The 25,114-nt window shown below is 63.7% G+C and carries 22 protein-coding genes; 11 read left to right on the top strand and 11 right to left on the bottom strand.

From position 1 onward, the window contains the following. Positions 1 to 74 precede the first annotated feature (74 nt). Positions 75 to 617, top strand: coding sequence for a PadR family transcriptional regulator (locus tag ACK3BK_RS06240; protein ID WP_411383929.1), 543 nt, complete (start codon positions 75 to 77; stop codon positions 615 to 617). Then, a complete protein-coding gene (locus ACK3BK_RS06235; RefSeq protein WP_186710618.1) occupies positions 614 to 1,375 on the top strand; it encodes a siderophore-interacting protein in 762 nt (253 codons plus the stop codon). The genes ACK3BK_RS06240 and ACK3BK_RS06235 overlap by 4 nt, the downstream gene beginning before the upstream one ends. A gap of 55 nt (positions 1,376 to 1,430) precedes the next feature. Here ACK3BK_RS06235 and ACK3BK_RS06230 read toward each other — a convergent pair whose 3' ends face one another. Next, positions 1,431 to 2,060 carry a Pr6Pr family membrane protein gene (locus ACK3BK_RS06230; RefSeq protein WP_186668570.1) on the bottom strand — a complete coding sequence of 210 codons (630 nt, stop codon included), beginning with the start codon at positions 2,058 to 2,060 and terminating at the stop codon, positions 1,431 to 1,433. 2 nt (positions 2,061 to 2,062) lie between these two features. Next, the gene (locus ACK3BK_RS06225; RefSeq protein ID WP_186668572.1) at positions 2,063 to 2,284 is read right to left on the bottom strand and encodes a VF530 family DNA-binding protein; all 222 of its coding nucleotides are present in this window, start codon (positions 2,282 to 2,284) and stop codon (positions 2,063 to 2,065) included. A 212-nt stretch (positions 2,285 to 2,496) separates the two neighbouring features. On the opposite strand from ACK3BK_RS06225, the gene ACK3BK_RS06220 reads away from it, so the two are divergent. From ACK3BK_RS06220 to cmoB, 7 genes are all read left to right on the top strand, one after another. Continuing rightward, positions 2,497 to 4,566, top strand: coding sequence for a TonB-dependent receptor (locus ACK3BK_RS06220; protein ID WP_411383928.1), 2,070 nt, complete (start codon positions 2,497 to 2,499; stop codon positions 4,564 to 4,566). A gap of 365 nt (positions 4,567 to 4,931) precedes the next feature. Further along, positions 4,932 to 6,278, top strand: a complete 1,347-nt coding sequence (locus tag ACK3BK_RS06215; RefSeq protein WP_411383927.1) for a carbohydrate porin — start codon at positions 4,932 to 4,934, stop codon at positions 6,276 to 6,278. 30 nt (positions 6,279 to 6,308) lie between these two features. Beyond that, a complete protein-coding gene (locus tag ACK3BK_RS06210; RefSeq protein WP_411383926.1) occupies positions 6,309 to 8,720 on the top strand; it encodes a glucose/quinate/shikimate family membrane-bound PQQ-dependent dehydrogenase in 2,412 nt (803 codons plus the stop codon). 166 nt (positions 8,721 to 8,886) lie between these two features. Beyond that, positions 8,887 to 11,307 carry an endopeptidase La gene (gene lon / locus ACK3BK_RS06205; protein WP_411383925.1) on the top strand — a complete coding sequence of 807 codons (2,421 nt, stop codon included), beginning with the start codon at positions 8,887 to 8,889 and terminating at the stop codon, positions 11,305 to 11,307. A 104-nt stretch (positions 11,308 to 11,411) separates the two neighbouring features. After that, entirely contained in the window at positions 11,412 to 11,804 is a 393-nt protein-coding gene (locus ACK3BK_RS06200; protein WP_411383924.1) for a protease inhibitor I42 family protein, read from the top strand. A 91-nt stretch (positions 11,805 to 11,895) separates the two neighbouring features. Further along, complete coding sequence (gene cmoA / locus ACK3BK_RS06195; protein WP_186720699.1) at positions 11,896 to 12,639, top strand: carboxy-S-adenosyl-L-methionine synthase CmoA; 744 nt, start codon at positions 11,896 to 11,898, stop codon at positions 12,637 to 12,639. Next, the gene (cmoB, locus tag ACK3BK_RS06190; RefSeq protein WP_411383923.1) at positions 12,636 to 13,592 is read left to right on the top strand and encodes a tRNA 5-methoxyuridine(34)/uridine 5-oxyacetic acid(34) synthase CmoB; all 957 of its coding nucleotides are present in this window, start codon (positions 12,636 to 12,638) and stop codon (positions 13,590 to 13,592) included. The genes cmoA and cmoB overlap by 4 nt, the downstream gene beginning before the upstream one ends. Before the next feature lie 72 nt (positions 13,593 to 13,664). On the opposite strand, the gene ACK3BK_RS06185 is transcribed toward cmoB, so the two are convergent. Further along, positions 13,665 to 13,868 (bottom strand): hypothetical protein, encoded by a 204-nt coding sequence (locus ACK3BK_RS06185; protein WP_186668587.1) that lies wholly within the window; start codon positions 13,866 to 13,868, stop codon positions 13,665 to 13,667. A 269-nt stretch (positions 13,869 to 14,137) separates the two neighbouring features. On the opposite strand from ACK3BK_RS06185, the gene ACK3BK_RS06180 reads away from it, so the two are divergent. Both ACK3BK_RS06180 and ACK3BK_RS06175 read left to right on the top strand, forming a co-directional pair. Further along, positions 14,138 to 14,812, top strand: coding sequence for a heavy metal response regulator transcription factor (locus tag ACK3BK_RS06180; protein WP_186668589.1), 675 nt, complete (start codon positions 14,138 to 14,140; stop codon positions 14,810 to 14,812). Beyond that, positions 14,809 to 16,194 carry a heavy metal sensor histidine kinase gene (locus tag ACK3BK_RS06175; RefSeq protein WP_411383922.1) on the top strand — a complete coding sequence of 462 codons (1,386 nt, stop codon included), beginning with the start codon at positions 14,809 to 14,811 and terminating at the stop codon, positions 16,192 to 16,194. The genes ACK3BK_RS06180 and ACK3BK_RS06175 overlap by 4 nt, the downstream gene beginning before the upstream one ends. Before the next feature lie 104 nt (positions 16,195 to 16,298). On the opposite strand, the gene pdxJ is transcribed toward ACK3BK_RS06175, so the two are convergent. The 8 genes from pdxJ to ACK3BK_RS06135 all read right to left on the bottom strand — a co-directional run bounded on the left by pdxJ (position 16,299) and on the right by ACK3BK_RS06135 (position 25,103). Beyond that, complete coding sequence (gene pdxJ, locus ACK3BK_RS06170) at positions 16,299 to 17,024, bottom strand: pyridoxine 5'-phosphate synthase (protein ID WP_411384447.1); 726 nt, start codon at positions 17,022 to 17,024, stop codon at positions 16,299 to 16,301. 61 nt (positions 17,025 to 17,085) lie between these two features. Further along, positions 17,086 to 17,769 (bottom strand): DNA repair protein RecO, encoded by a 684-nt coding sequence (recO, locus tag ACK3BK_RS06165; protein WP_411383921.1) that lies wholly within the window; start codon positions 17,767 to 17,769, stop codon positions 17,086 to 17,088. A 145-nt stretch (positions 17,770 to 17,914) separates the two neighbouring features. Next, positions 17,915 to 18,817 (bottom strand): GTPase Era, encoded by a 903-nt coding sequence (gene era, locus ACK3BK_RS06160; protein ID WP_186668596.1) that lies wholly within the window; start codon positions 18,815 to 18,817, stop codon positions 17,915 to 17,917. Continuing rightward, positions 18,810 to 19,499, bottom strand: coding sequence for a ribonuclease III (gene rnc / locus ACK3BK_RS06155; RefSeq protein WP_186668598.1), 690 nt, complete (start codon positions 19,497 to 19,499; stop codon positions 18,810 to 18,812). Before rnc ends, era begins: the two co-directional genes overlap by 8 nt. A gap of 158 nt (positions 19,500 to 19,657) precedes the next feature. Further along, a complete protein-coding gene (gene lepB, locus ACK3BK_RS06150; RefSeq protein WP_054891835.1) occupies positions 19,658 to 20,512 on the bottom strand; it encodes a signal peptidase I in 855 nt (284 codons plus the stop codon). 5 nt (positions 20,513 to 20,517) lie between these two features. Further along, complete coding sequence (lepA, locus tag ACK3BK_RS06145; RefSeq protein ID WP_186668600.1) at positions 20,518 to 22,317, bottom strand: translation elongation factor 4; 1,800 nt, start codon at positions 22,315 to 22,317, stop codon at positions 20,518 to 20,520. Between the two features lie 215 nt (positions 22,318 to 22,532). Beyond that, complete coding sequence (locus tag ACK3BK_RS06140) at positions 22,533 to 23,933, bottom strand: DegQ family serine endoprotease (RefSeq protein ID WP_411384446.1); 1,401 nt, start codon at positions 23,931 to 23,933, stop codon at positions 22,533 to 22,535. A gap of 207 nt (positions 23,934 to 24,140) precedes the next feature. After that, complete coding sequence (locus tag ACK3BK_RS06135; protein WP_186668604.1) at positions 24,141 to 25,103, bottom strand: MucB/RseB C-terminal domain-containing protein; 963 nt, start codon at positions 25,101 to 25,103, stop codon at positions 24,141 to 24,143. Positions 25,104 to 25,114: the final 11 nt, after the last annotated feature.

The following is a 25,114-nucleotide window of genomic DNA, read 5'->3' as shown; positions in this document are numbered from 1 at the left end:
ATTTAATGGTTTGTGTTTAGATATATCTTGAGTAATATCTTGCGATATATCGAAACACAAGGAACCTCTTCACCATGCGTGACCACGCCCCCCATGACCCTTTCGAGCGCCGCCCCGGTCGCGGTGAGCGCGGCCCACGGGTGTTCGCCCCTGGCGATCTGAAACTGCTGATGCTGTCGATGCTCGCCGAGCAACCGGGCCATGGCTATGACTTGATCCGCCAGATCGAAGGACTCTTCGATGGCAGCTACAGCCCCAGCCCCGGAGTGATCTACCCGACCCTCAACTTTCTCGAGGAAGCCGAGCTGATCAGTGGCCGGATCCAGGGCAGCAAACGCCTTTATGTCATCACCGAGGTCGGCCGCCACTCACTCGCCGAACAAGCCGTCGCCCTCGACGGCGTACGCATGCGCATCGAGCTGAGCAAGCGTGCCCTGCGCGGACATGACCGCCCGCCAGAGATCAACGAGGCGGTCGGCAATCTGCGCCACGCCCTGCACATGCACAGCGGCCGCTGGACACCCGAGGAAATCGAGCGGGTGCGCGATCTGCTCAACGACACGGCCAAGGCCATCGCAGGCGGGCCGAGCGATTCCGTTCAGGAGAACACCCCATGAGCGACACCATTCACCGCGTCAACCACGAGATCCGCCAACGTCGCCTGCAGGTGCTGCGGGTCACCGACCTGACCCCGCGCATGCGCCGCATCACCCTGGGCGGTGCGGAACTGGCAGGTTTCACCAGCGTGGGCACGGACGACCACGTCAAGGTTCTGTTCGGCTGCACGCCCGAGGAGCAACAGGCGATCGACGCCCGCAACCTGGGCCGCGACGGCGGCGTGCGGCCGACCATGCGCGAATACACACCGCGACGCATCGACCTGACAGCCCTGGAATTGGACATCGATTTCGTTCTGCATGGCGACGGCCCTGCCTCGACCTGGGCTGCCCAGGCTGCGCCGGGTCAGCACCTAGATATCGCCGGCCCACGCGCGTCGATGGTGGTGCCGGACATCTTCGACAGTTACCTGCTGATCGGCGACGAAACCGCCATCCCCGCCATTGCCAGAAGGCTCGAAGAACTGCCAGCCGGACGCCAGGTGCTGGCGGTCATCCAGATCGAGGATGAACAGGAGCGCCAGCCGCTGCCCAGCAAGGCGCAGGTGGAGGTGATCTGGGTACGTCGGCAGAAAGAGAACCTGCTTGAGCAGGTGAAACACCTGGCATTGCCCCAGGGCCGTCTGTATGGCTGGGTGGCGCTGGAGAAAGGCCTGACCCGGCAGGCCAAGGCCTTGCTGCTTGAAAAGGGTGTGCCAGAGAATGCGCTCAAAGCTGCTGCGTACTGGCGTGCAGAGGGCACTGCGGATGATGAGTAGCGAGTAAGACCGATCCGGCCCTGTCGCGGGACGAGTCGCAGCGACTCGTCCCGACTCATCCCTTCACCCGCCCCCACCACCGATCCACCCCAATCACCAGCAACCCTATCCCCCAGAACCCCGCCAACATCGCCAGCGCATTGAGCAGCACTCGCCCATACCCCAGGCTCGCCACATCGACGAAGGGATAGGGATAGACCCCGATCTCATGCCCTCGCCACAAGGTGAACAGGAAATACACCAGCGGATACAGGCTCCAGGCCCCCAGGTGCCATAGCCGCAAGCGCCCCTTGGGCACCGCCACGCACCAGTACAGCACGAACACCAGTGGCATCACGTCGTGCAGCAACTCATCGGCCAGCCATTGCCAACCCTCGGGCTGCCACAGGTGCCGCAGCAGCAGGCTATAGGCCAGCGCCACCAGCACGATACTGACCAGCACACCGGAGCTCACCGCCGGCGCCAGGAACCAACGCCGTGCCGCCGTCTCACGGCCGAACGCCGCATGGCTCAGCACCGTGGCCACCAGGGTGTTGCTCAGCACGGTGAAATAGCCGAACAGATTGACCATGCCACCGATCAGGCTGGCCTGTTCCTGCCAGCGCGCCAGCAGCACCAGGTACAACTGGACCGCCAACCCCGTCCAGCCGAGCAGCGCGGCCAGGGTCAGCCAGGGACGCGGCACCCTCAAGCCTTGCGCGACAGCTTGATGTACAGCTGCTCGACCTTTTCCCGCGCCCAAGGCGTCTTGCGCAGGAAGGTCAGGCTCGACTTGATGCTCGGGTCGCTCTTGAAGCAGCGGATGTCGATGCGCTCGGCCAGCCCCTGCCATTGGTAGTGGGCCACCAGCTCGATGAGGATCTGCTCCAGCGTCTTGCCGTGCAGTGCGTTGTGTTGGGCCGTGCTCATGCAGTGCTCCCGCGTTGAAAGATGCGCACCTTACACGAGTGTAGTGGGCCGGTGTGCAAGGATGCGGACCGCCTGTGCTCCCAGCCCAGGCCAGAGCCTTCCACAGCACGCCCCCCCTGGCCAGGACGCAACCTCTGTGATGAAATAGTAATGTTATATTGTATCCATACGTATCTTTACTATAAGTATCTGCCAAGGAACGTCACACGCTCATGTTGTCCAAGCCCCTGCGTCTCTCTCCCCTCGCCGTCGCCTTGTGGCTGGCGTCATCGCCCAGCCAGGCGGTGGAGCTCGAACCCCAGGTGATCACCGCCAACCCACTCGGCAACCGCCAACTCGCCGCGCCAAGCACCGTGCTCGAAGGCGACGACCTGCTGCAACAGCAGCACGGCAGCCTCGGTGAAACCCTCAACAAGCAGCCTGGTGTCGCCTCCACCTGGTTCGGCCCAGGCGCCAGTCGCCCGGTGATCCGTGGCCTGGATGGCGACCGCATCCGTATCCTGCGCAACGGCGTCGGTGCCCTCGATGCCTCGTCGCTGTCCTATGACCACGCCGTGCCGCTGGACCCGGTCACCGTAGACCGCGTCGAGATCGTCCGCGGCCCCGCCGCCCTGCTCTATGGCGGCAACGCCATTGGCGGTGTGATCAACACCTTCGACAACCGCATTCCCGACTCGCCCATCGAGGGCATCCATGGCGCCGGCGAGCTGCGCTACGGCGGCGCCGATACCACACGCAGCAGCGCCGGCAAGCTCGAAGCCGGTGACGGCAACTTCGCCCTGCACCTGGACGCCAACAGCCGTCAGTTCAACGACCTGCGCATCCCCGGCTACGCCCGCAGCTCGAAGGTGCGCGACGCCGATGACCCCGGCAGCAAGCATCGCCTGGAAAACAGCGACGGCCGCCAGGACGGCGGCGCCATCGGCGGGGCCTACCATTGGGATCATGGCTATGCCGGCCTGTCCTACAGCCGCTACGACAGCAACTACGGCTCGGTGGCCGAGCCCGGTGTGCGCCTGGACATGCAGCAGGATCACTACGCCTTCGCCTCGGAGTTGCGCGATCTCGAAGGGCCGTTCAGCTCGGTCAAGGTCGACGCTGGCTACACCGACTACCAGCACCGCGAGATCGAAGAGGGCGAGGTCCACACCACCTTCAAGAACAAAGGCTATGAGGCACGCATCGAGGCCCGCCACCAGCCCATCGGCCCGGTCGAAGGGGTGATCGGTGCCCACGTCAGCCGCAACGAATTCTCGGCGCTGGGTGAAGAAGCCTTTGTGCCGCACACCGACACCGACAGCCTGGCGCTGTTCATGCTCGAGCAATGGCAGGCTACCGAACGCCTGAACCTGAGCCTGGGCGCGCGCCTGGAGCACACCCGCATCGATCCGGATGCCAAGGGTAACGAAAACTTCGTCGGTGCCGACAAATCGACCAGCTTCAATGCCGCAAGCCTGTCATCGGGCGCGGTGTACCAGCTCGACCCGGTCTGGGCGCTGGCGGCGAGCCTGGCCTACACCGAGCGCGCACCGACCTTCTACGAGCTGTATGCCAACGGCGCGCACGTCGCCACCGGCGCCTATGAAGTGGGCGACCCGAACCTGAACAAGGAGAAGGCGATTTCCGGCGACCTGGCACTGCGCTTCGACAACGGCACGCACAAGGGCAGTGTCGGCGTGTTCTACAGCCACTTTCGCAACTACATCGGCCTGATCGGCAGCGGTAATCTGCGCGAAGGGCATGATCATGGCCATGGTGACGACGACCACGACCACGACCATGATCATGATCATGATCATGACCACGACGACGGCGGGATTCCTGAGTACCTGTATCAAGGCGTGCGTGCGCGCTTCTACGGTATCGAGGCCCAGGATCGCTGGAAGCTGGTGGAGAACCGCTACGGCAGCTTCGCCCTGGAGCTGTCCGGCGACTATACCCGCGCCAAGAACCTCGACACCGGCGAGCCACTGCCACGCATCGCCCCGCTGCGGCTGGGAACAGGCCTGCTGTGGGAGCTGGATCGCTGGCAGGCGCGGGTGGACGTGCAACACGCCGCCTCCCAGCACCGCAAGCCGGACAACGAACACAGCACCGACGGCTACACCACCCTCGGCGCCAGCGTCGGCTATCGCTTTGACATTGGCCAGAGCCAGTGGCTGGCGTTCGTACGTGGCGAAAACCTGACAGACCAGACCGTGCGTTACGCCAGCTCCATCCTGCGCGACATCGCGCCGGCACCGGGGCGTAGCGTCGAAGTCGGGCTGCGCACCAGCTTCTGACCTGCGTGCAGGAGCGACTGTCTTGTTCAAAATCTAAAGGCCAGCCCAATCCCCCTGTGGGAGCGGGCTTGTCGGGGCGCCGAACCGCCGCGAACACGGGCGTAGCCAGTGCCAGGCAGCGCGGTGTCTTTTTCGCGGGCAAGTCGGAGCGCCGAACCGCCGCTCCTACAGAAACCGCGCCGACTGTTACCTCTGCGACAACAATCCCCTGCGACATTTTGTCTTTTTTTCTTACAACTTCCCCTATATCCTCCGCACCGCAAGCTGAAACGCTTCACTGATAAATCCTCCAGCCGTTTCCATCGAAGCGTTCGCTCCTCGATGCGCTTGCGTTTTTTTCAATAATCAAAAGACAGCGCTATCTCATGCTCCAACTGCCGAAGAATCCATACCCGGGCCTTGCCCTCACTGCCCTGCTTGGCGGCTTTTCGCCCAGCGTCAGCGCAACCGCAGCCTTCGCGAACGACTCGCCCTGGATGTTCGGCGACTGGGGCGGCGCCCGCACCTCACTCAAGGCCCAGGGCTACGACTTCACCTTCGGCTACACCGGCGAAATGGGCAGCAACCTGCACGGCGGCTTCGATCACGATCGCACTTCGCGCTACAGCGACCAGTTCACCCTCGGTGCGCACCTGGACCTGCAGAAGATCCTGGGCTGGCGAGACAGCGAATTCCAGCTGACGGTCACCGAACGCCACGGCCAGAACATCAGCAATGACCGCATCAACGACCCGCGCGTGGGCGGCTTCACCTCCGCCCAGGAAGTCTGGGGCCGTGGCGAAACCTGGCGCCTGACGCAGATGTGGATCAAGCAGAAATACTTCGATGGCGCACTGGACGTGAAGGTCGGCCGCTTCGGTGAAGGCGAGGACTTCAACAGCTTCCCCTGTGACTTCCAGAACCTGGCGTTCTGTGGCTCGCAGGTGGGCAACTGGGTGGGTGGCATCTGGTACAACTGGCCGGTCAGCCAATGGGCGCTGCGGGTCAAGTACAACCTCGCCGACGATCTCTACGCGCAGGTCGGCGTCTTCGAACAGAACCCCTCCAACCTCGAATCCAGCAATGGCTTCAAGCTCAGTGGCAGCGGCACGCAAGGTGCGCTGATGCCGATCGAACTGGTGTGGACCCCACGGGTCAATGGCCTGAAAGGGGAATATCGCGCCGGCTACTACTACAGTAATGCCAAGGCACAGGATGTTTACAAGGACGGCAACGGCCAACCGGCGGCCTTGAGCGGCCAGGCTTACCGCAGCAGCGCCAGCAAGCATGGTTTCTGGCTCGGCGCCCAGCAGCAGGTGACCTCGCGCGCCTCGGACGCCTCACGCGGGCTCAGCCTGTTCGCCAATGCCACGATGCACGACAAGAAGACCAATGCCATCGACAACTATGTTCAGGCCGGTGTGGTGTACAAGGGGCCCTTCGATGCCCGCGCCAAGGACGATATCGGTTTCGCCCTCGCCCGCGTGCACGTCAACCCCGCCTATCGCAAGAACGCGCGCCTGGCCAACCAGGCCAACACCGTCGCCGACTACGACAATCCCGGCTTCCTGCCCGTCCAGGACACCGAATACAGCGCCGAACTCTACTACGGCATTCACTTGGCCGACTGGCTTACCGTGCGCCCTAACCTGCAGTACATCCGCCATCCGGGCGGGGTGTCGCAGGTCGATGACGCGCTGGTCGGCGGCCTGAAGATCCAGAGCAGTTTCTGAACCCAACCTTGAACGAACGGAGAACATACGATGAGCACTGACGGTGCCAAGAATGGAACCCGCTGGCTACCGCGCCTCGTAGGCGTGCTGCTGTTGCTGATGGGCCTGGCCCTGATCGCAGGCGGCATCAAGCTGAGCCAGCTGGGCGGATCCCTGTACTACCTGATCGGCGGGATCGGCTTTGCCCTCTCGGGCATCCTGCTGATCGCCCTGCGCCGCATCGGCCTTGGCCTGTATGGCGTGGTGCTGCTGGCCAGCACCGCCTGGGCGCTGTGGGAAGTGGGCCTGGACTGGTGGCAACTGGTGCCACGCCTGGCCATCTGGTTCGCCCTTGGCGTGATCCTGCTGCTGCCCTGGGCGCGCCGCCCGCTGCTTGGGCCTGCATCGAAGGTCAACGGCGCCCTGCTGGCCGCCGCGGTGGTCGCCTCCGGCGCAACCGCAGTCGGTAGCCAGTTCACCCATCCCGGGGAAATCTTCGGCGAACTGGGGCGTGACAGCAGCGAGATGGCCAGTGCCGCTCCCTCCATGCCGGATGGCGAATGGCAGGCCTACGGGCGTACCGAGCACGGCGACCGCTACTCGCCACTGCGCCAGATCACCCCGCAGAACGCTTATCGCCTGGAAGAAGCCTGGCGTATTCGCACCGGCGACCTGCCGACCGACAACGACCCGGTCGAGCTGACCAACGAGAACACCCCACTCAAGGCCAACGGCATGCTCTATGCCTGCACCGCGCACAGCAAGGTGCTGGCCCTGGACCCAGACACCGGTGCCGAAATCTGGCGCTTCGACCCGCAGGTCAAGAGCCCGGTCAAGACCTTCAAGGGCTTCGCCCACATGACCTGCCGCGGCGTTTCGTACTATGACGAGAACCGCTACGTCAGCCGTGACGGCAGCCCTGCGCCGAAGATCTCCGATGCCGGCCAGGTCGTTGCCCAGGCCTGCCCACGACGCCTCTACCTGCCCACTGCCGATGCCCGCCTGATCGCGATCAATGCCGACAATGGCAAGGTCTGCGAAGGCTTCGCCAACCAGGGTGCGATCGACCTGACCACCGGCATCGGCCCGTTCACCGCCGGCGGCTACTACTCCACTTCGCCAGCTGCGATCACCCGTGATCTGGTGATCATCGGCGGGCATGTCACCGACAACGAGTCGACCAACGAACCGTCCGGCGTGATCCGCGCCTACGACGTGCACGACGGCCGTCTGGTGTGGAACTGGGACAGCAACAACCCCGACGACACCAAGCCCCTGGCGCCGGGCAAGACCTACAGCCGCAACTCGGCGAACATGTGGTCGCTGGCCAGCGTCGATGAAGAGCTGGGCATGATCTACCTGCCGTTGGGCAACCAGACCCCTGACCAATGGGGCGCCGACCGCACCCCAGGCGCCGAGAAGTACAGCGCTGGCGTCGTCGCCCTGGACCTGGCCACCGGCAAGGCACGCTGGAACTACCAGTTCACCCATCACGACCTGTGGGACATGGACGTGGGCAGCCAGCCCACCCTGGTGCACCTGAAGACCGACGATGGTGTGAAGCCTGCGGTCATCGTGCCGACCAAGCAGGGCAGCCTGTACGTGCTCGACCGCCGTGACGGCACCCCGATCGTGCCGATCCGCGAGATTCCGGTCCCGCAAGGCGCGGTCAAGGGTGACCACACTGCACCGACCCAGGCCCGTTCCGACCTCAACCTGCTCGGCCCCGAGCTGACCGAGCAGGCCATGTGGGGCGCCACGCCGTTCGACCAGATGCTGTGCCGTATCCAGTTCCGCGAGCTGCGCTACGAAGGCCAGTACACCCCGCCGTCCGAGCAGGGCACGCTGGTGTATCCCGGCAACGTCGGCGTGTTCAACTGGGGCAGCGTATCGGTCGACCCCGTGCGTCAGTTGCTGTTCACCTCGCCGAACTACATGGCGTTCGTGTCGAAGATGATTCCGCGCGAACAGGTGGCCGAAGGCAGCAAGCGCGAAAGCGAGACCAGCGGCGTGCAGCCGAATACCGGCGCCCCGTATGCCGTGACCATGCACCCGTTCATGTCGCCACTGGGCGTGCCGTGCCAGGCACCGGCCTGGGGTTATGTGGCAGCCATCGACCTGTTCACCAACAAGGTGGTGTGGAAACGCAAGAACGGCACCACCCGTGACAGCACCCCTGTGCCGATCGGCTTGCCGGTGGGTGTGCCGAGCATGGGTGGCTCGATCGTCACTGCCGGTGGCGTGGGCTTCCTCAGCGGCACCCTGGACCAGTACCTGCGCGCCTATGACGTGCACAACGGCAAGGAGCTGTGGAGCGCTCGCCTGCCAGCCGGTGGCCAGGCCACGCCGATGACCTACAGCGGCAAGGACGGCAAGCAGTACGTGCTGATCGTGGCCGGTGGGCATGGCTCGCTGGGCACCAGGATGGGCGACTACATCATCGCTTACAAACTGGCTGAGTAACCTTCGAAGGCGGCGGTGGCCTCACCGCCGCCTTCGCGGGCAAGCCCGCGAGCGGCCCGGCACAGGCCGACAAAGATGAAAGCCTCCCCCCGCTGCCTTCGTCTACCATTGAAACCCATCCCCCCCCGCCCCATCTAAGCACCATAGTCATTCACGCAGGTGCCCCATGAGCGACCAGCAGGATTTCCCGGAACACCCCAACGCACACAGCGAAGTCGAACACCTCGATGCCAAGGCAGAGACCAGCCGCGCCCTCGCGCTGCCCGGCCAGCAGTTGCCGGACAAGGTCTACGTGATCCCGATCCACAACCGTCCGTTCTTCCCCGCGCAAGTGCTGCCGGTGATTGTCAACGAAGAGCCATGGGCCGAAACCCTCGACCTGGTCGCCAAGACCGATCACCACTCCCTGGCCCTGTTCTTCATGGACACCCCGCCCGAAGACCATCGCCACTTCGACACCAAGGCGCTGCCGGAATACGGCACTCTGGTCAAGGTGCACCATGCCAGCCGCGAGAACGGCAAGCTGCAGTTCGTCGCCCAGGGCCTGACCCGCGTACGCATCCGCACCTGGCTCAAGCACCATCGACCACCCTACCTGGTCGAGGTCGAGTACCCGCATCAGCCCGCGCAGCCCACCGACGAGGTCAAGGCCTACGGCATGGCCCTGATCAATGCGATCAAGGAGCTGCTGCCGCTCAATCCGCTGTACAGCGAAGAGCTGAAGAACTATCTCAACCGCTTCAGCCCCAACGACCCCTCGCCGCTCACCGACTTCGCCGCCGCCCTGACCTCCGCCACCGGCAACCAGTTGCAGGAAGTGCTCGACTGCGTCCCCATGCTCAAGCGCATGGAGAAGGTCCTGCCGATGCTACGCAAGGAAGTCGAGGTCGCGCGTTTGCAGAACGAGATTTCCGCCGAAGTGAACCGGCAGATCGGCGAGCACCAGCGCGAGTTCTTCCTCAAGGAACAGCTCAAGGTCATCCAGCAGGAACTGGGGCTGACCAAAGACGACCGCAGCGCCGACCTCGAACAGTTCGAACAGCGCCTGCAAGGCAAGACCCTGCCCGAGCAGGCTAAAAAGCGCATCGACGAGGAAATGGGCAAACTGGCGATCCTGGAAACCGGCTCGCCGGAATACGCCGTCACACGCAACTACCTCGAGTGGGCTACCGCATTGCCGTGGGGGCAGTACGGCCAGGACAAGCTCGATCTCAAGCACGCACGCAAGGTACTCGACCAGCACCACGCCGGGCTTGACGACATCAAGGAGCGCATTCTCGAGTTCCTCGCCGTAGGTGCCTGGAAAGGCGAGATCAGCGGCTCGATCGTGCTGCTGGTCGGCCCGCCGGGTGTCGGCAAGACCAGCATCGGCAAATCCATCGCCGAATCCCTGGGGCGTCCCTTCTACCGCTTCAGCGTCGGCGGCATGCGCGACGAAGCCGAGATCAAGGGCCACCGCCGCACCTACATCGGCGCCCAACCCGGCAAGCTGGTGCAGGCGCTGAAGGATGTCGAGGTGATGAACCCGGTGATCATGCTCGACGAGATCGACAAGATGGGCCAGAGCTACCAGGGCGATCCGGCCTCGGCACTCCTGGAAACGCTGGATCCAGAGCAGAACGTCGACTTCCTCGACCACTACCTGGACCTGCGCCTGGACCTGTCGAAGGTGCTGTTCGTCTGCACCGCCAACACTCTGGACTCGATCCCCGGCCCGCTGCTCGACCGCATGGAAGTGATTCGCCTGTCCGGCTATATCACCGAAGAAAAGCTGGCCATCGCCAAGCGCCACCTGTGGCCCAAGCAACTGGACAAGGCCGGCGTTGCCAAGACCAGCCTGAGCATCAGCGACGGCGCCCTGCGCATGGTGATCGAGGGCTATGCCCGTGAAGCCGGGGTCCGCCAGCTGGAGAAACAGCTCGGCAAGCTGGTGCGCAAGTCAGTGGTCAAGTTGCTGGAGAGCCCGGACGCCAAGCTCAAGATCGGCACCAAGGACCTTGAGGCAGCACTGGGCATGCCGGTGTTCCGCAGCGAGCAAGTACTGGCGGGCAAGGGCGTGATCACAGGCCTTGCCTGGACCAGCATGGGCGGCGCCACCCTGCCGATCGAGGCCACGCGCATTCATACGCTCAACCGCGGCTTCAAGCTCACCGGCAAGCTGGGTGACGTGATGAAGGAGTCCGCAGAAATCGCCTATAGCTATGTCAGCTCGAACCTCAAGCAGTACGGCGGTGATCCAGGCTTCTTCAACGAAGCTTTCATTCACCTGCACGTGCCCGAGGGCGCCACGCCCAAGGACGGCCCCAGTGCCGGCGTAACCATGGCCAGCGCATTGCTGTCACTGGCGCGGGACCAGGCGCCGAAGAAAGGTGTGGCGATGACTGGCGAGTTGACCCTTACCGGGCAGGTGCTGCCGATTGGCGGAGTGCGCGAGAAGGTGATCGCCGCGCGGCGCCAGAAGATTCACGAGCTGATCCTGCCGGAAGCCAACCGAGGTGATTTCGAAGAACTGCCCGAGTACCTGCGCGAAGGCTTGACCGTCCACTTCGCCAAGCGCTTTGCCGACGTGGCGAAAGTGTTGTTCTGATAAACCCAGGGCCTATCGCGATGCCCCGCGATGGGCCCTCACAGGCCCCACACACTCCAGCGCATCGGTTATCCTCAGGGCCATCGTCCGCCTCAGGAGCCATCATGACCTTATCCCGCCTGCTGCTCCCCCTGAGCCTCAGCCTGCTCGCCGCCTGCGCCCAGCAATCGCGGCAGACCGTCGAGCTGGATGCCGACAGCGAATGCCCCCAGCGCCTGCACGTCGGCCAGACCCTGTCGCTGTCGCTGGCCAGCAACCCCTCCACCGGGTATCGCTGGAGCATCCAGGATCCGGCCTCGGGCCTGCTGCGCAGCCTCGGCCCGGAAGTCTACAACTCGCCCGAGGAAGCTGGCATCGTTGGCAGTGCCGGTGTCGCCACCTGGCGCTTCCAGGCGGTCAGTGCCGGCGAAGGGCACCTGGTGCTGGTCTACCAGCAGCCCTGGGCCCCGGAAGTCCAGCCCGTGGAAACCTTCGATTGCGCCATCCGGGTGAAATGAACGCGCCACACTGGTCAGCCGGCCATGCATCCTCGGCCCGGTTTGGCTAGAATGCCGCCCCTCGACATCACCCGCTGAATCTGGATCCGCCGTGAGCAAAGACCCCGACCGCCTCTTCGCCCAACCCCTGGAGCAAGTGCCCGACTTCGTCTTCAACGAGGACGTGGTGCGCGTGTTCCCGGACATGATCAAGCGTTCGGTACCCGGCTACCCGACCATCGTCGAGAACCTCGGCGTACTCGCCGCGCGCTTCGCCCAGCCACACACCGCCCTGTACGACCTCGGCGCCTCGCTGGGCGCAGTGACCCAGTCGCTGCGCCGCCACGTGCGCCACGATGGCTGCCGGGTGATCGCCGTGGACAACTCCGCGGCCATGGTCGAACGCTGCCGGCAGTACCTCACCGCCCAGGACTCGATGTTCCAGGAACTGCTGCCGGTGCAGGTGCTCGAGGCCGACATCCTCGCCCTGCCCTTCGAGCCTGCCTCGGTGGTGGCGATGAACTTCACCCTGCAGTTCATCGCCCCGGAGCAACGCCTGGCCCTGCTCGCACGCATTCACCAAGCCCTGCTGCCAGGCGGCGCGCTGATCCTGTCCGAGAAACTGCGCTTCGACGACGAACAGGAACAGGCGCTGCTCAACGACCTGCACCTGGACTTCAAGCGCGCCAATGGCTACAGCGACCTGGAAATCGCCCAGAAGCGCAGCGCCATCGAGCACGTAATGAAGCCCGACACCCTGCAAGCCCACCAGGAGCGCCTGCGCGCCGCCGGCTTCTCGAAAGTCGTGCCCTGGTTCCAATGCCTCAATTTCGCCTCGCTGATAGCCCTGCCATGATCGATCTGTCCCCTCTCGTCCGCCGTCTGGCGGGCACGCCGCTGGCTTCCTGGTCCCAAGGGCTGCAAGCACAACTCGACACCAAGCTGGAAAAAGGCCATGGCGACCTCGAGCGCTGGCGCGGCGCGCTGGATGCGCTGCCGGACCTGACGCCCGAGAAAATCGACCTGGTCGACGGCTTGCGCCTGGACAGCGACTGCGATGCCGCCACCCGCGCCCAGGTACACCAGGCGCTGATGGGGCTTTCGCCCTGGCGCAAGGGGCCGTTCGACCTGTTCGGCGTGCACGTGGACACCGAATGGCGCTCGGACTGGAAGTGGTCGCGGGTCGGCCCGCACCTGGACCTCAAGGGCAAACGCGTGCTCGATGTCGGCTGCGGCAACGGCTACTACCAATGGCGCATGCTCGGCGCCGGTGCCGACATGGTGGTCGGTGTCGACCCGAACTGGCTGTTCTTCTGCCAGTTCCAGGCGGTGCAGAAGTACCTGCCGGAGCTGCCCGCCTGGCACCTGCCCTTCGCCCTGGAAGAGCTGCCAGCCAACCTCGAAGGCTTCGACACCGTGTTTTCGATGGGCGTGTTCTATCACCGTCGATCGCCCATCGAGCACCTGCTGGCGCTCAAGGACTGCCTGGTCAAAGGCGGCGAGCTGGTACTCGAGACCCTGGTGGTCGAAGGCGACGAGCAGCACGTGCTGGTGCCGGAAGACCGCTACGCGCAGATGCGCAACGTTTGGTTCCTGCCGTCGGTGCCCGCGCTGGAGCGCTGGCTGCGCCGCGCCGGCTTCAGCGATGTGCGCTGCGTGGATGTCAGCGTCACCAGCGTCGAGGAGCAGCGCAGCACCGACTGGATGCGTTACCAGTCGCTGGCCGACTTCCTCGACCCGAACGACCACAGCAAGACCATCGAAGGCCTCCCGGCCCCCCGCCGCGCCACGCTGCTGGCGCGCAAATAAAAAAGGCGCCCCGAGGGGCGCCCAAGTTCACCGGCGACGGGGAGCTGTCGCAGCGCCGGTGCCTCACCAAGACTATTCCTTGGCCACCTCACGGGCCGTCTCCTGCGCCTGGCGCTCACGCTTGACCAGCACTTCCTGCCGATCGCCGAACAGCCGCTGCTGTTCCTTGAGAAATGTATCCACGAACCGCTGCGAACGCTCCGCGCCACCCTCGGCGAAAACGCTGGTGCTACCCACGGCGAGAATCGCCAGCAGCAGGTATTTGGTCAGGTTCATCGTGCTTGCCTCATGATCACCGTTCAGACAGCGCCATCCTAGCGAGGGGCAGCTAACGCCAAGGTGAGGTGGGCATTACAGTCTTGCAATGTGGTCCTGTGGGCTGTGTTTACCCGCGACGGAGCTCGAACAAGCAGCCAGATGACGCCCGCATTACAAATCGGTTATTTGCGCCGACAACGCGTTCTCATGCCGTAACATCCTGCAGCTTGACCCTAAAGCCCCTACAGGCTTGAGAATCGCGCCCTTTCCACCCCACAGAGCCCCCCATGCGTCTATTGATCATTGAGGACGAACCCCGCACCGCCGACTACCTGCAGCAGGGCCTGCGCGAAAACGGCTACGTGGTCGATTGCGCATATACGGGCACCGATGGCCTGCACCTGGCGCGCCAGCACAGCTACGATCTGGTGATCCTCGACGTCAACCTGCCAGAGCTCGATGGCTGGGGCGTGCTGCAGCGCCTGCGTGCCGAATCGTCCACTCGGATCATGATGCTCACCGCCCACGGTCGCCTGGCCGACCGGGTCAAGGGCCTGGACCTGGGCGCCGACGACTATCTGCTCAAACCTTTCGAGTTCCCGGAGCTGCTGGCACGGATCCGCAGCCTGCTGCGGCGCAACGACCAGCACCTGCAACCGGACACCCTGAAAGTCGCCGACCTCGAGCTCGACCCAGGCCGGCATCGCGCCTGGCGTGGCGGCCAGCGCATCGACCTCACCGCCAAGGAGTTCACCCTGCTGCACCTGCTGATGCGCCAGAGCGGCGAAGTGCTGTCACGTACGCAAATCATCTCGCTGGTGTGGGACATGAACTTCGACTGCGACACCAATGTGGTCGAAGTATCGATCCGCCGCCTGCGGGCCAAGATCGACGACCCCTTCGACAACAAACTCATACACACCTTGCGCGGCGTGGGCTATGTACTCGAGGCACGCACGTGAAAGGCCGCACCCTGTCGCTGCGCCTGGGGCTTTCGGTCACCCTGATGGGCGCCGCGCTGGTGCTGCTGCTGGCCTGCCTGGCAGTGTTCGCCCTCGACCACGAACTGGACAGCCGCGCCCGTCGCGACCTGGCGCGCAAGATGATGCAAGTCGAGCACAACCTGCGGGTGGACCTGCGCAGCGACGACCTCGGCGCTCGCGCTCATCCCCTGCTCGACCTGGTGATGGGGCACGACAACCTTAGCCTCAATGTGCTGGCAATCAACGGGCGGCATCCGTCGCTGCTGAGCCTGGGCCCGGCGCTCGAGGCACAGGCCTTGCGCCAGCTACCGGCGGGGCAGCAACCAAGCTTCACGCAATGGCGCGACAGCGACGGGCGGCAGATCCTCACCGTCACTCAATTGATGCGCCTGCGCGACGACCAGCCGGTGCGGGTGATGATGTCGCTGGACCGCGCCGACGACAATGCGCTGCTCCAGGCCTACCTGAATTCGACCTTGCTGGCGCTGCCGATACTCTTGCTGCTGATCGGCATCGGTGCCTGGAAACTGGTGCAGCGCGGGCTCGACCCCCTGCGCCGGTTCCGCCGCATCGCCGGGCAGATCTGCACACACGACCTGGCGCACCGCCTGCCGACCAGTGGCCTGCCCCAGGAACTGGCGGAGCTGGCAGGCAGCATCAACATCATGCTCGATCGCCTCGACCAGGGCGTTCGCCAGCTGTCGCAGTTCTCCGACGACCTGGCCCACGAACTGCGCACTCCCATCGGCAACCTGATGGGCAAGGCCCAGGTCACCCTGTCCCGCGAGCGCGACGGCAACCGCTACCGCGAGGCGTTGGAGGACAGCGTCGAGGAGCTCACCCGCCTGAACCGCATCATCAATGACATGTTGTTCCTGGCCCAGGTCAGCCAACCCCAGGCGCTGGCCATGCTCAAGCCGCTGTCCCTGGCCGATGAAACCGCACGGGTGATGGCGCTGTTCGACTTCAGCGCCGAACTGAAAGGTATCGAGCTGCGTGCACACGGCTGGGGCACGGCACTGGCCGACCGGTTGATGTTCCAGCGGGCGCTGTCGAATCTGCTGAGCAATGCGATTCGCCATAGCCCGCAAGACCAGGTGATCGAACTGGGCATCGAGCGGCGCCAGGACCAGGTGTGGTTATGGGTGCAGAACCAGGGGCCCGGGATCGACGAAGCACATCTGGCGCATCTGTTCGAGCGTTTCTACCGGGTCGGCTGTGGGCGCTCGCGACAGGAGGGTGGAACCGGGCTGGGGCTGGCGATCGTGAAGTCGATCATGCAACTGCATGGCGGCCGGGTCGAGGTGAGCAGCCAGGCTCAGGGGCCTACGCGGTTTACCCTGGTGTTTCGGGCGGAATGATGAGGGGGTCACACCGGCCCAATCGCGGGACAAGCCCGCTCCCACAAGTACCCGCTATTCTCATGGACAGCGGGTACTTGTGGGAGCGATTGGGCCGGCACTGATCAGCGGGAACTGGCCGCCACGATCAGGGCCTTCATCTCTGCCACCGCCGCCTTGAAGCCGACGAACAATGCATGGGCCACCAGCGCATGGCCAATGTTCAGCTCATTGATACCCTCGATCGCTGCCACGGCCTCGACGTTATGGTAGTGCAGGCCATGCCCGGCATTGACGATCAGCCCCTGCCCCACGCCGAAGGCCACACCGTCGACGATACGCTTCAGCTCTTCGGCCACCTCGGTCGGGGTCTGTGCATCGGCATAGCGACCGGTATGCAACTCGATGGCCGGTGCGCCCACGCGACGCGACGCTTCGATCTGCCGCTCGTCGGCATCGATGAACAGCGACACCTCGGCCCCGGTACGCGCCAGGCGTTCCACCGCAGCCTTGATCCGCGCCTCCTGGCCGGCCACGTCCAGGCCACCTTCGGTGGTCAGCTCCTGACGGGTCTCGGGCACCAGGCAGATGTGCGCAGGGCGGATCCTCTCGGCAAAGAGCATCATTTCCTCGGTCACGCCCATCTCGAAATTCATGCGCGTCTGCAACACGTCCTTGAGCAGCAGCACATCACGCTCCTGGATGTGCCGACGGTCTTCGCGCAAATGCACGGTGATGCCGTCGGCACCCGCTTCCTCGGCGTCCAGCGCGGCCTTGACCGGGTCCGGATAGCGGGTGCCCCGGGCCTGGCGCAGAGTGGCCACGTGATCGATGTTGACGCCGAGAAGCATGCGGTTGCTGTGAGTCACGAAAGGCTCTCCTGAAGATTGAGCCACACAGCATACGACGTGCTCAGCGCTTGCGAAACAGTTCCCGGCTGACCAGCGGCTTGGGCCCCAGGTGAACGGCAAGCGCCTGGCGCATCAGGCGCTTGGCCGCAAGCAGCGCGCCAGGTGCGTCCCAGTCAGCATCGGCCAGGGCCAACAGCTCTGTGCCAATGAACAGACCAGGCTGAAGCAGTTCGACCCGCTCCAGCCCGGCGTCCACCTGGAGTCGGTAGCGCCCCTCGGCGACGACCGCGTCATCGTTCACGTCGTGAGTCAGCGAGAAGGCATAACCCAACTCGTCCAGCAGACGCCATTCGAAGGCGCGCAGCAGCGGCTCCAACGGGCGACCGGCAGCCAGCGCCTCAAGGGTGAGGGTGTAGTGCTCGAACAGTGCAGGGAACGGCGCCTCGGCAGGAAGCAGGCGCATCAGCAACTCGTTGAGATACAGCCCGCTGAACAACGCATCGCCATGCAGCCAGCCGGAAAGGCCGACCGTATCCAACCGACCGACATTCTTCAACTCGCCTCGCCCGCGCAACTCGACTTCCAGCGGCACGAAGGGGCGCACCGGGCTGCCGCCCTTGCCGCGCGCGCGCCGCAGCACCGCCCGCACACGGCCTTGGGCGGTGAAGAAGTCCACCAACGCGCTGGTTTCCTTGTAGGCGCGGCTGTGCAGGACGTAGGCGGGTTGCGGGGTGGGTTGGTCCATGAGCGGTCACTCGGTCTCAGGCAAAGCGCACACCTGTAGGAGCGGGCTTGCCCGCGAAGAGGCCAGCCCAGGCACCGTGGATGCATGGCACGGGCGTTGCCCGTGTTCGCGGGCAAGCCCGCTCCTACAAGGTGCGCGGCGAGGCTTAGAGGTCGCCGTAACCCAGCGAACGCAGGGCGCGTTCGTCATCGGACCAGCCGCCCTTGACCTTGACCCAGAGGTTGAGCATGACCTTGGAGTCGAACAACACCTCCATGTCCTTGCGGGCCTCGGAACCAATGCGTTTGATACGCTCGCCCTTGTCGCCGATGATGATCTTCTTCTGGCCATCACGCTCGACCAGGATCAAGGCGTGGATGTGCAGCACATGCCCCTGCTGCTTGAATTCCTCGATCTCGACCGTGATCTGGTACGGCAGCTCGGCACCGAGCTGGCGCATGATCTTCTCGCGTACCAGTTCGGCCGCCAGGAAACGGCTGCTGCGGTCGGTGATCTGGTCTTCCGGGAAGAAGTGCTCGTTTTCCGGCAGGTGCTTGGCGATCTGAGCTTCCAGCGCGTCCAGGTTGTGCCCCTGCTGGGCCGAGATCGGCATCACTTCGGCGTTCGGAAGTTGCTCCTGCAGCCACTGCAGATGCGGGATCAGCTCGGCTTTCTCTTCCATACGGTCGGTCTTGTTGACCGCGATGATGAGCGGGCCAGTGACGTACTGCACACGTTCGAGCACCAGTTGGTCCTCATCGGTCCAACGGGTGCGGTCGACCACAAAGATCACCACGTCGACATCCTTGAGGGCTGCCGAGGCGTTGCGGTTCATGTAGCGGTTCAAGGCCTTGTCGTTGGCCTTGTGCATGCCGGGGGTGTCGACGTAGATCGCCTGCACGTCACCTTCGGTCTTGATGCCGAGCATGTTGTGACGGGTGGTCTGCGGCTTGCGCGAGGTGATCGCCAGCTTCTGCCCGAGGATGTGGTTGAGCAGCGTGGACTTGCCCACGTTGGGGCGGCCGACGATGGCCACGTAACCGCAGCGGGTCGGATTGTTCTCAGTCATTGCCATTCTCCACGCCCAAGGCGATCAGTGCGGCGGCAGCGGCGACCTGCTCGGCGATACGCCGGCTCACGCCCTGACCGCGGCTCTTGTTGTTCAGCAGCACCACTTCGCATTCGACGAAGAAGGTGCGGCAATGAGGTTCGCCCTGGATATCCACCACTTCATAACGCGGCAGCTCGCAGGCACGCGACTGCAGGTATTCCTGCAGGCGCGTCTTGGGGTCCTTGTTGGTGTCGACCAGGGTCAGCCCATCGAACTCACCGGCCAACCAGGCCAGGATGCGCTCGCGGGCAGTCTGCATGTCGGCGTCCAGGTAGATCGCGCCGATCAGCGCTTCGAGGGCGTCGGCAAGAATGGACTCGCGGCGAAAACCACCGCTCTTGAGTTCACCCGAGCCAAGGCGCAAGTAGTCGCCCAGGTCGAAGCCACGGGCCAGGCGGGCCAGGGTTTCTCCTTTGACCAGGCGAGCGCGCAGGCGCGACAACTGGCCCTCGCGAGCCTGCGGGAAACGCTCGAACAGCGCCTCGCCAGCCACGAAATTGAGAATCGCATCGCCGAGAAACTCCAGGCGCTCGTTGTTGCGCCCGGCGTAGCTGCGGTGCGTAAGTGCCAGGAGCATCTGATCCCGGTCTTTGAAGGTATAGCCGAGCTTGCGCTCCAGGCGTTCGAGGGAAGCGCTCATGCAGCCACCCCTTCGTTGTTAAACGCGTTCAAATCAACATCCTGAAAGACTGTTTGGCTGTGTCACGCCGTCATGCAGCGGCGAATTTACCCATCCCTGAGAACACAGCCTATGTCAGAAATGCATTCGGCGCTGTCTGTGGACAGCGCCGAGGGGTATCAATGGATCAGACCGACCCGTGACAGGTTGGGGAAGTGGCTGAGCTTGGGCTCGGGCCAGCTCATCCAGACCGCAAAGGCCTTGCCGACGATGTTACGGTCCGGGACCATGCCCTGCAGCTCGCGCGGGATACTCGGGTCGTCCCAGTAGCGGCTGTCGTTGGAGTTGTCGCGGTTGTCGCCCATCATGAAGTAATGGCCAGCCGGCACGGTCCACTGCTGGTCCGGCGGCATGCGATAGCGGCTCATTTCCTTGCGGATCAGGTGCTCGGCTTCGCCCAGCTTCTCCTTGTACAACTCGGCGCTACCCAAGGATCCGGCTTCGGTGCCCACCAGTTGCTCAGCGACCAGCTGGTCGTTGACGTACAGATGCTTCTCGTTGGTGTAGCGGATCCGGTCGCCCGGCAGACCGACCACACGCTTGATGTAGTTGACGTTCGGGTCGCTCGGGTAGCGGAACACCATGACGTCACCGCGCTGCGGGTCACCGACCTCGATGACCTTCTTGTCGATCACCGGCAGGCGGATACCGTAGGAAAACTTGTTCACCAGGATGAAATCGCCCACTTCCAGGGTCGGCTTCATCGAACCCGACGGAATCTGGAAGGGTTCGACCAGGAACGAGCGCAGCACCAGCACGATGAACAGTACCGGGAAGAACGACTTGCCGTACTCGACGAGCAACGGCTCCTTGTTCAGGCGCTCGACCACCGCGACCTCGGGCTGGCTGACGCTGCCCTGGTAGTTGGCGATCGCCGCTCGCCGGCGCGGAGCCAGGAACAGCAGATCGATCAGACCCAACAGGCCGCAGACAGCGACGGCGATGACTAGCAACAGCGGGAAATTTAGCGACATAGGACCTAGCTATCCAACCTGAGCACAGCGAGGAAGGCTTCCTGTGGGATCTCCACGTTGCCCACCTGCTTCATGCGTTTCTTACCGGCCTTCTGCTTCTCCAGCAGCTTCTTCTTACGGCTGACGTCACCGCCATAGCACTTAGCCAGTACGTTCTTTCTGAGCGCCTTGACAGTGGTCCGCGCAATGATCTGGCCGCCGATAGCTGCCTGGATCGCCACGTCGAACATCTGCCGAGGAATCAGTTCCTTCATCTTCTCGGTCAACGCACGGCCTTTGTAGGCCGCGTTGTCACGATGCACGATCAATGCCAGGGCATCGACCTTGTCGCCGTTGATCAGCACGTCCAGCTTGACCAGGTTGGCCGACTGGTAGCGATCGAAATGATAGTCCAGCGAAGCGTAGCCGCGGCTGGTGGATTTGAGCTTGTCGAAGAAGTCCAGCACCACTTCGTTCATCGGCAGGTCGTAGCGCACCTGCACCTGGCTGCCGAGGAACTGCATGTCACGCTGAACGCCACGCTTCTCGATGCACAGGGTGATGACGTTGCCCAGGTGCTCCTGCGGCACGAGGATGGTCGCCGTGACGATCGGCTCGCGGAAGTCCGCGACCGCCGAGACATCCGGCAGCTTCGACGGGTTGTCGACGACGATGGTTTCGCCGGTCTTGAGCTCCAGCTCGTAGATCACGCTCGGCGCCGTGGTGATCAGGTCCAGGTCGTATTCGCGCTCGAGGCGCTCCTGGATGATCTCCATGTGCAGCATGCCGAGGAAGCCACAACGGAAGCCGAAGCCCAGGGCGTCGGAGCTTTCCGGCATGTACTGCAGCGACGAGTCGTTGAGCGTCAGCTTCTGCAGGGCGTCGCGGAAGTCCTCGAAATCGTCGGAGCTGACCGGGAACAGGCCGGCGTACACCTGCGGCTGGATCTTCTTGAAGCCTGGCAGCACTTCGACCTCGGGGGTCGAGGACAGCGTCAGGGTGTCGCCGACCGGCGCGCCGTGAATGTCCTTGATGCTGGCGATGATGAAGCCCACTTCGCCAGCCTTGAGGTCGGCGGTCTGGGTGTGTTTCGGGGTGAAGACGCCGACGCTGTCGACCAGGTGCACCTTGCCGGTGGACTTGACCAGGATCTTGTCGCCCTTCTTGACCCGACCCTGGCGCACACGCACCAGCGACACGACGCCCAGGTAGTTATCGAACCAGGAGTCGATGATCAGCGCCTGCAGAGGGGCGTCGATCTCGCCTTCTGGCGCGGGAATGGTCTGCACCAGGCGCTCGAGCACCTCGTCCACGCCCATGCCGCTCTTGGCACTGCAGGCCACGGCTTCGGTGGCGTCGATGCCGATGATCTTCTCGATCTCGTCCTTGACGCGGTCCGGATCGGCCTGGGGCAGGTCCATCTTGTTCAGTACCGGCATGACCTCGAGGCCCTGCTCGATGGCGGTGTAGCAGTTGGCGACCGACTGCGCCTCGACGCCCTGACCGGCATCGACCACCAGCAGCGCGCCCTCGCACGCGGCCAGCGAACGCGAGACTTCGTAGGTGAAGTCGACGTGGCCGGGGGTGTCGATGAAGTTCAACTGGTAGGTTTTGCCGTCCTGCGCCTTGTAGTGCAGGGTGACGCTGTGGGCCTTGATGGTGATACCGCGTTCACGCTCGAGGTCCATGGAGTCGAGGACCTGGGCCTCCATTTCGCGCGCCGACAGGCCACCGCACATCTGGATGAAACGGTCGGCCAGCGTCGACTTGCCATGGTCGATGTGGGCGATGATGGAGAAATTGCGGATATGACTCAAATCACTCACGGGTCAACACTCGAAAAGGCTGCGAGCCGGACGCCCGCGGAAAAATAGCCGGGAATTGTACCTCAAGCCGGAGGGATATGGGAGATTCCTCTATCGCCACGCACACCTGCAAATGCGACATGAATTTGCTCGACTCGCTGATGTTCCCACAGAACATCATGACACGCTCATGAAAAAGGGCAGCCGAAGCTGCCCTTTCCTACCCTTCACTCAGCCTATTCAGCCAACTTGAAGGTGATGAAGCTGGCGCGGCCCTGTCGCAGCACACGCATCGATACCGAACGGTTCTTCGGCAGGTCCTTGGCGATCTCGGTGAATTGCTTGGCCGAGCTGATCGCCTGGTTGTTCAGGTGGCTGATCACGTCGCCCGGACGCAGGCCAATCAGTGCTGCCGGACCATCCTGAACCTCCTTGATGACCACACCGCCCTTGAGCTCGAGCGACTTCTTCTGCTCGTCGCTGAGGTCGGCGACCGAGACGCCCAGGCGGTTGCTGTTGCGCTCCACGCCTGCCTGGCCAGCGGTGCCAATGTCGGCATCGTCTTCAGGGAGTGCACCGATGGTGATGTCCAGGGTCTGGCGCTTGCCTTCGCGGATGATCTCGAGCTTGGCTTTCTGGCCATCCTTGAGACCGCCGACCAGGTGTGGCAGGTCTGCGGACATGACGATCGGCTGGCCGTTCATGCTCAGGATCACGTCACCGACCTGCAGGCCGCCCTTGGCCGCAGGGCCGTTTTCCAGCACCTGGGCTACCAGCGCACCGGCAGGCTTGTCGAGCCCGAAGGACTCGGCCAGGTCCTTGTTCACTTCCTGGATCACCACGCCGAGCCAGCCGCGGCTGACCTTGCCGTCTTTCTTCAACTGGTTCGAGACATCGATCGCCACGTCGATTGGGATGGCGAACGACAGGCCCATGAAGCCGCCGGAGCGGGTGAAGATCTGCGAGTTGATACCCACGACCTCACCCTTCATGTTGAACAGCGGGCCGCCGGAGTTACCCGGGTTGATCGCGACGTCGGTCTGGATGAACGGCACGTAGGTGTCGTTGGGCAAGGTACGCCCCTTGGCGCTGACGATACCTTTGGTCACCGAATGATCGAAACCGAACGGCGAGCCGATGGCCAACACCCACTCACCGACCTTCAGCTTCTCGGAATCGCCCAGCTTGACGGTCGGCAGATTCTTGCCATCGACCTTGAGCAGTGCCACGTCGGTGCGCGGGTCGGTGCCAACCAGCTTGGCTTGCAGTTCGCTGCGATCGGACAGGCGGACGATGATCTCGTCGGCATCGGCGACAACATGGTTGTTGGTCAGGACATAACCATCGCTGGAGATGATGAAGCCCGAGCCCAGCGACTGAGCCTCACGCTGGCGATCGCCACGCGGGGAGCGCGGCTGCTGCGGCATGTTGCGCTCGAAAAACTCGCGGAACATCGGAGGCAGGCCCTCCAGGTCGGGCATCTGCCCGGCGGCGACGCGACGGTCCGGCAGTTTTTGCTTGGTACTGATGTTGACCACCGCCGGCGAGGCTTGCTCGACCAGGGTGGTGAAGTCCGGCAGGGCTTCCTCGGCCTGGGCGGTAAGCACCTGGCCGAGCATCAGCACGGCGGCGAACATCGATAGATAGGTTTTCAAGCGTGGTATTGACATACGGCTCCCGTCACAACGAGCGTAGTTAGCAGAAGGGCCCCTGCAGATGCAGGAAAGGCCAGACTCCAGGAAGTCTGACCTATAGAAAATTTACCAGTTGATTGCAAATGACAATGCTTTAATTTCATGTCAGCTGCGCGCCTGACAGCTTGTAGGAAGGGTCTGGGACGGTCATTACCGCGCCTGGACATCCTGGGCGCGCATCGACAATGCCACGCGCTCGGCGGTCCCAAGCGGAATCTCTCCGACCACGGTGACCATGACCTTGCCCTTGGGTGTGTTCAGATGCCGTGAGACAGCGACGGTAGGCCCCAGTTGCGCACGGGTATCGGTACCGGCGTCTTCCTTGATCGGCTCGAGAAAGACGGAGAACCGCGCCAGCCCATCGTCGTACATCAGGCTGCTGACGGTGCTGTTGCGTTCGGGATCACGGCGCACGGCGCTGTTGACCAGCTCGAAGCCAGGCGGCAGCCAGTCGGAACGCCAGCCAGCGACAGTTTCAGGCTTCGCCGCCGCAAGAGGCTGCACCGGCTTGCACGCGGAACTGGCCTGCAGGTCGCGATCGGTCGGAACGTCATCGGTATCCAGGCGGGTCATCTGGAAGCGCTCGAGCAACTGGCCCTTGTCGTTGAGCATCAACGACCGCAGCGGCAGGCCGGTCTGGCGATCCAGGTGAAGTTCAAAGGCGTAACGGTGCTGGTCGCGTGGAGTGAGGGTGACGATCACCGCGTCGCGCCCGGCGATACGTGCCTTGCCAGCCACACCCAGGTCGTACCAGCTCATCAGCTTCAGAGGATCGAGCACTCGCGGGGCGGAATCGGGCGGCGTACCGACCCCGCTGACCAGGGAACCACTGACGCACTGCACCTTGCCGTCGACTCGCACGATTTCCTGGGCGGCGCCATCGAGCTGCAACAACCGCTCGCTGACTTTGCCGTCCTGGACGCGATGCCAGATATCGTGGGAAGAAAAACTGCCGTTACGTTCGTAGACGAAAGAACCCTGGTAACTCTGCCCTTGCTCGGCCTGTGCCAGCTTGTTCAGCCACTCGCTCGCCTCAGGCGAAGAGTTGGCCGCCAATGCCGGCACCGTGATGCAACTGCCGAGCAGCAGCGACAGAAGAGGTAGCGCGCGCATGATCCTCCTTA

Source organism: Pseudomonas sp. L7, from assembly GCF_046605565.1.
Classification (GTDB): domain Bacteria; phylum Pseudomonadota; class Gammaproteobacteria; order Pseudomonadales; family Pseudomonadaceae; genus Aquipseudomonas; species Aquipseudomonas wayambapalatensis.
This window is presented reverse-complemented; position numbering and strand designations above follow the sequence as displayed.

Excerpts from the sequence above, each read along its gene's own strand:
- ACK3BK_RS06240 (WP_411383929.1), top strand. The coding sequence starts at position 75 with ATGCGTGACCACGCCCCCCATGACCCTTTCGAGCGCCGCCCCGGTCGC.
- ACK3BK_RS06235 (WP_186710618.1), top strand. The coding sequence starts at position 614 with ATGAGCGACACCATTCACCGCGTCAACCACGAGATCCGCCAACGTCGC.
- ACK3BK_RS06225 (WP_186668572.1), bottom strand. The coding sequence starts at position 2,284 with ATGAGCACGGCCCAACACAACGCACTGCACGGCAAGACGCTGGAGCAG.
- ACK3BK_RS06220 (WP_411383928.1), top strand. The coding sequence starts at position 2,497 with ATGTTGTCCAAGCCCCTGCGTCTCTCTCCCCTCGCCGTCGCCTTGTGG.
- ACK3BK_RS06215 (WP_411383927.1), top strand. The coding sequence starts at position 4,932 with ATGCTCCAACTGCCGAAGAATCCATACCCGGGCCTTGCCCTCACTGCC.
- ACK3BK_RS06210 (WP_411383926.1), top strand. The coding sequence starts at position 6,309 with ATGAGCACTGACGGTGCCAAGAATGGAACCCGCTGGCTACCGCGCCTC.
- lon (WP_411383925.1), top strand. The coding sequence starts at position 8,887 with ATGAGCGACCAGCAGGATTTCCCGGAACACCCCAACGCACACAGCGAA.
- ACK3BK_RS06200 (WP_411383924.1), top strand. The coding sequence starts at position 11,412 with ATGACCTTATCCCGCCTGCTGCTCCCCCTGAGCCTCAGCCTGCTCGCC.
- cmoB (WP_411383923.1), top strand. The coding sequence starts at position 12,636 with ATGATCGATCTGTCCCCTCTCGTCCGCCGTCTGGCGGGCACGCCGCTG.
- ACK3BK_RS06185 (WP_186668587.1), bottom strand. The coding sequence starts at position 13,868 with ATGAACCTGACCAAATACCTGCTGCTGGCGATTCTCGCCGTGGGTAGC.
- ACK3BK_RS06180 (WP_186668589.1), top strand. The coding sequence starts at position 14,138 with ATGCGTCTATTGATCATTGAGGACGAACCCCGCACCGCCGACTACCTG.
- pdxJ (WP_411384447.1), bottom strand. The coding sequence starts at position 17,024 with ATGCTTCTCGGCGTCAACATCGATCACGTGGCCACTCTGCGCCAGGCC.
- recO (WP_411383921.1), bottom strand. The coding sequence starts at position 17,769 with ATGGACCAACCCACCCCGCAACCCGCCTACGTCCTGCACAGCCGCGCC.
- era (WP_186668596.1), bottom strand. The coding sequence starts at position 18,817 with ATGACTGAGAACAATCCGACCCGCTGCGGTTACGTGGCCATCGTCGGC.
- rnc (WP_186668598.1), bottom strand. The coding sequence starts at position 19,499 with ATGAGCGCTTCCCTCGAACGCCTGGAGCGCAAGCTCGGCTATACCTTC.
- lepB (WP_054891835.1), bottom strand. The coding sequence starts at position 20,512 with ATGTCGCTAAATTTCCCGCTGTTGCTAGTCATCGCCGTCGCTGTCTGC.
- ACK3BK_RS06140 (WP_411384446.1), bottom strand. The coding sequence starts at position 23,933 with ATGTTCGCCGCCGTGCTGATGCTCGGCCAGGTGCTTACCGCCCAGGCC.
- ACK3BK_RS06135 (WP_186668604.1), bottom strand. The coding sequence starts at position 25,103 with ATGCGCGCGCTACCTCTTCTGTCGCTGCTGCTCGGCAGTTGCATCACG.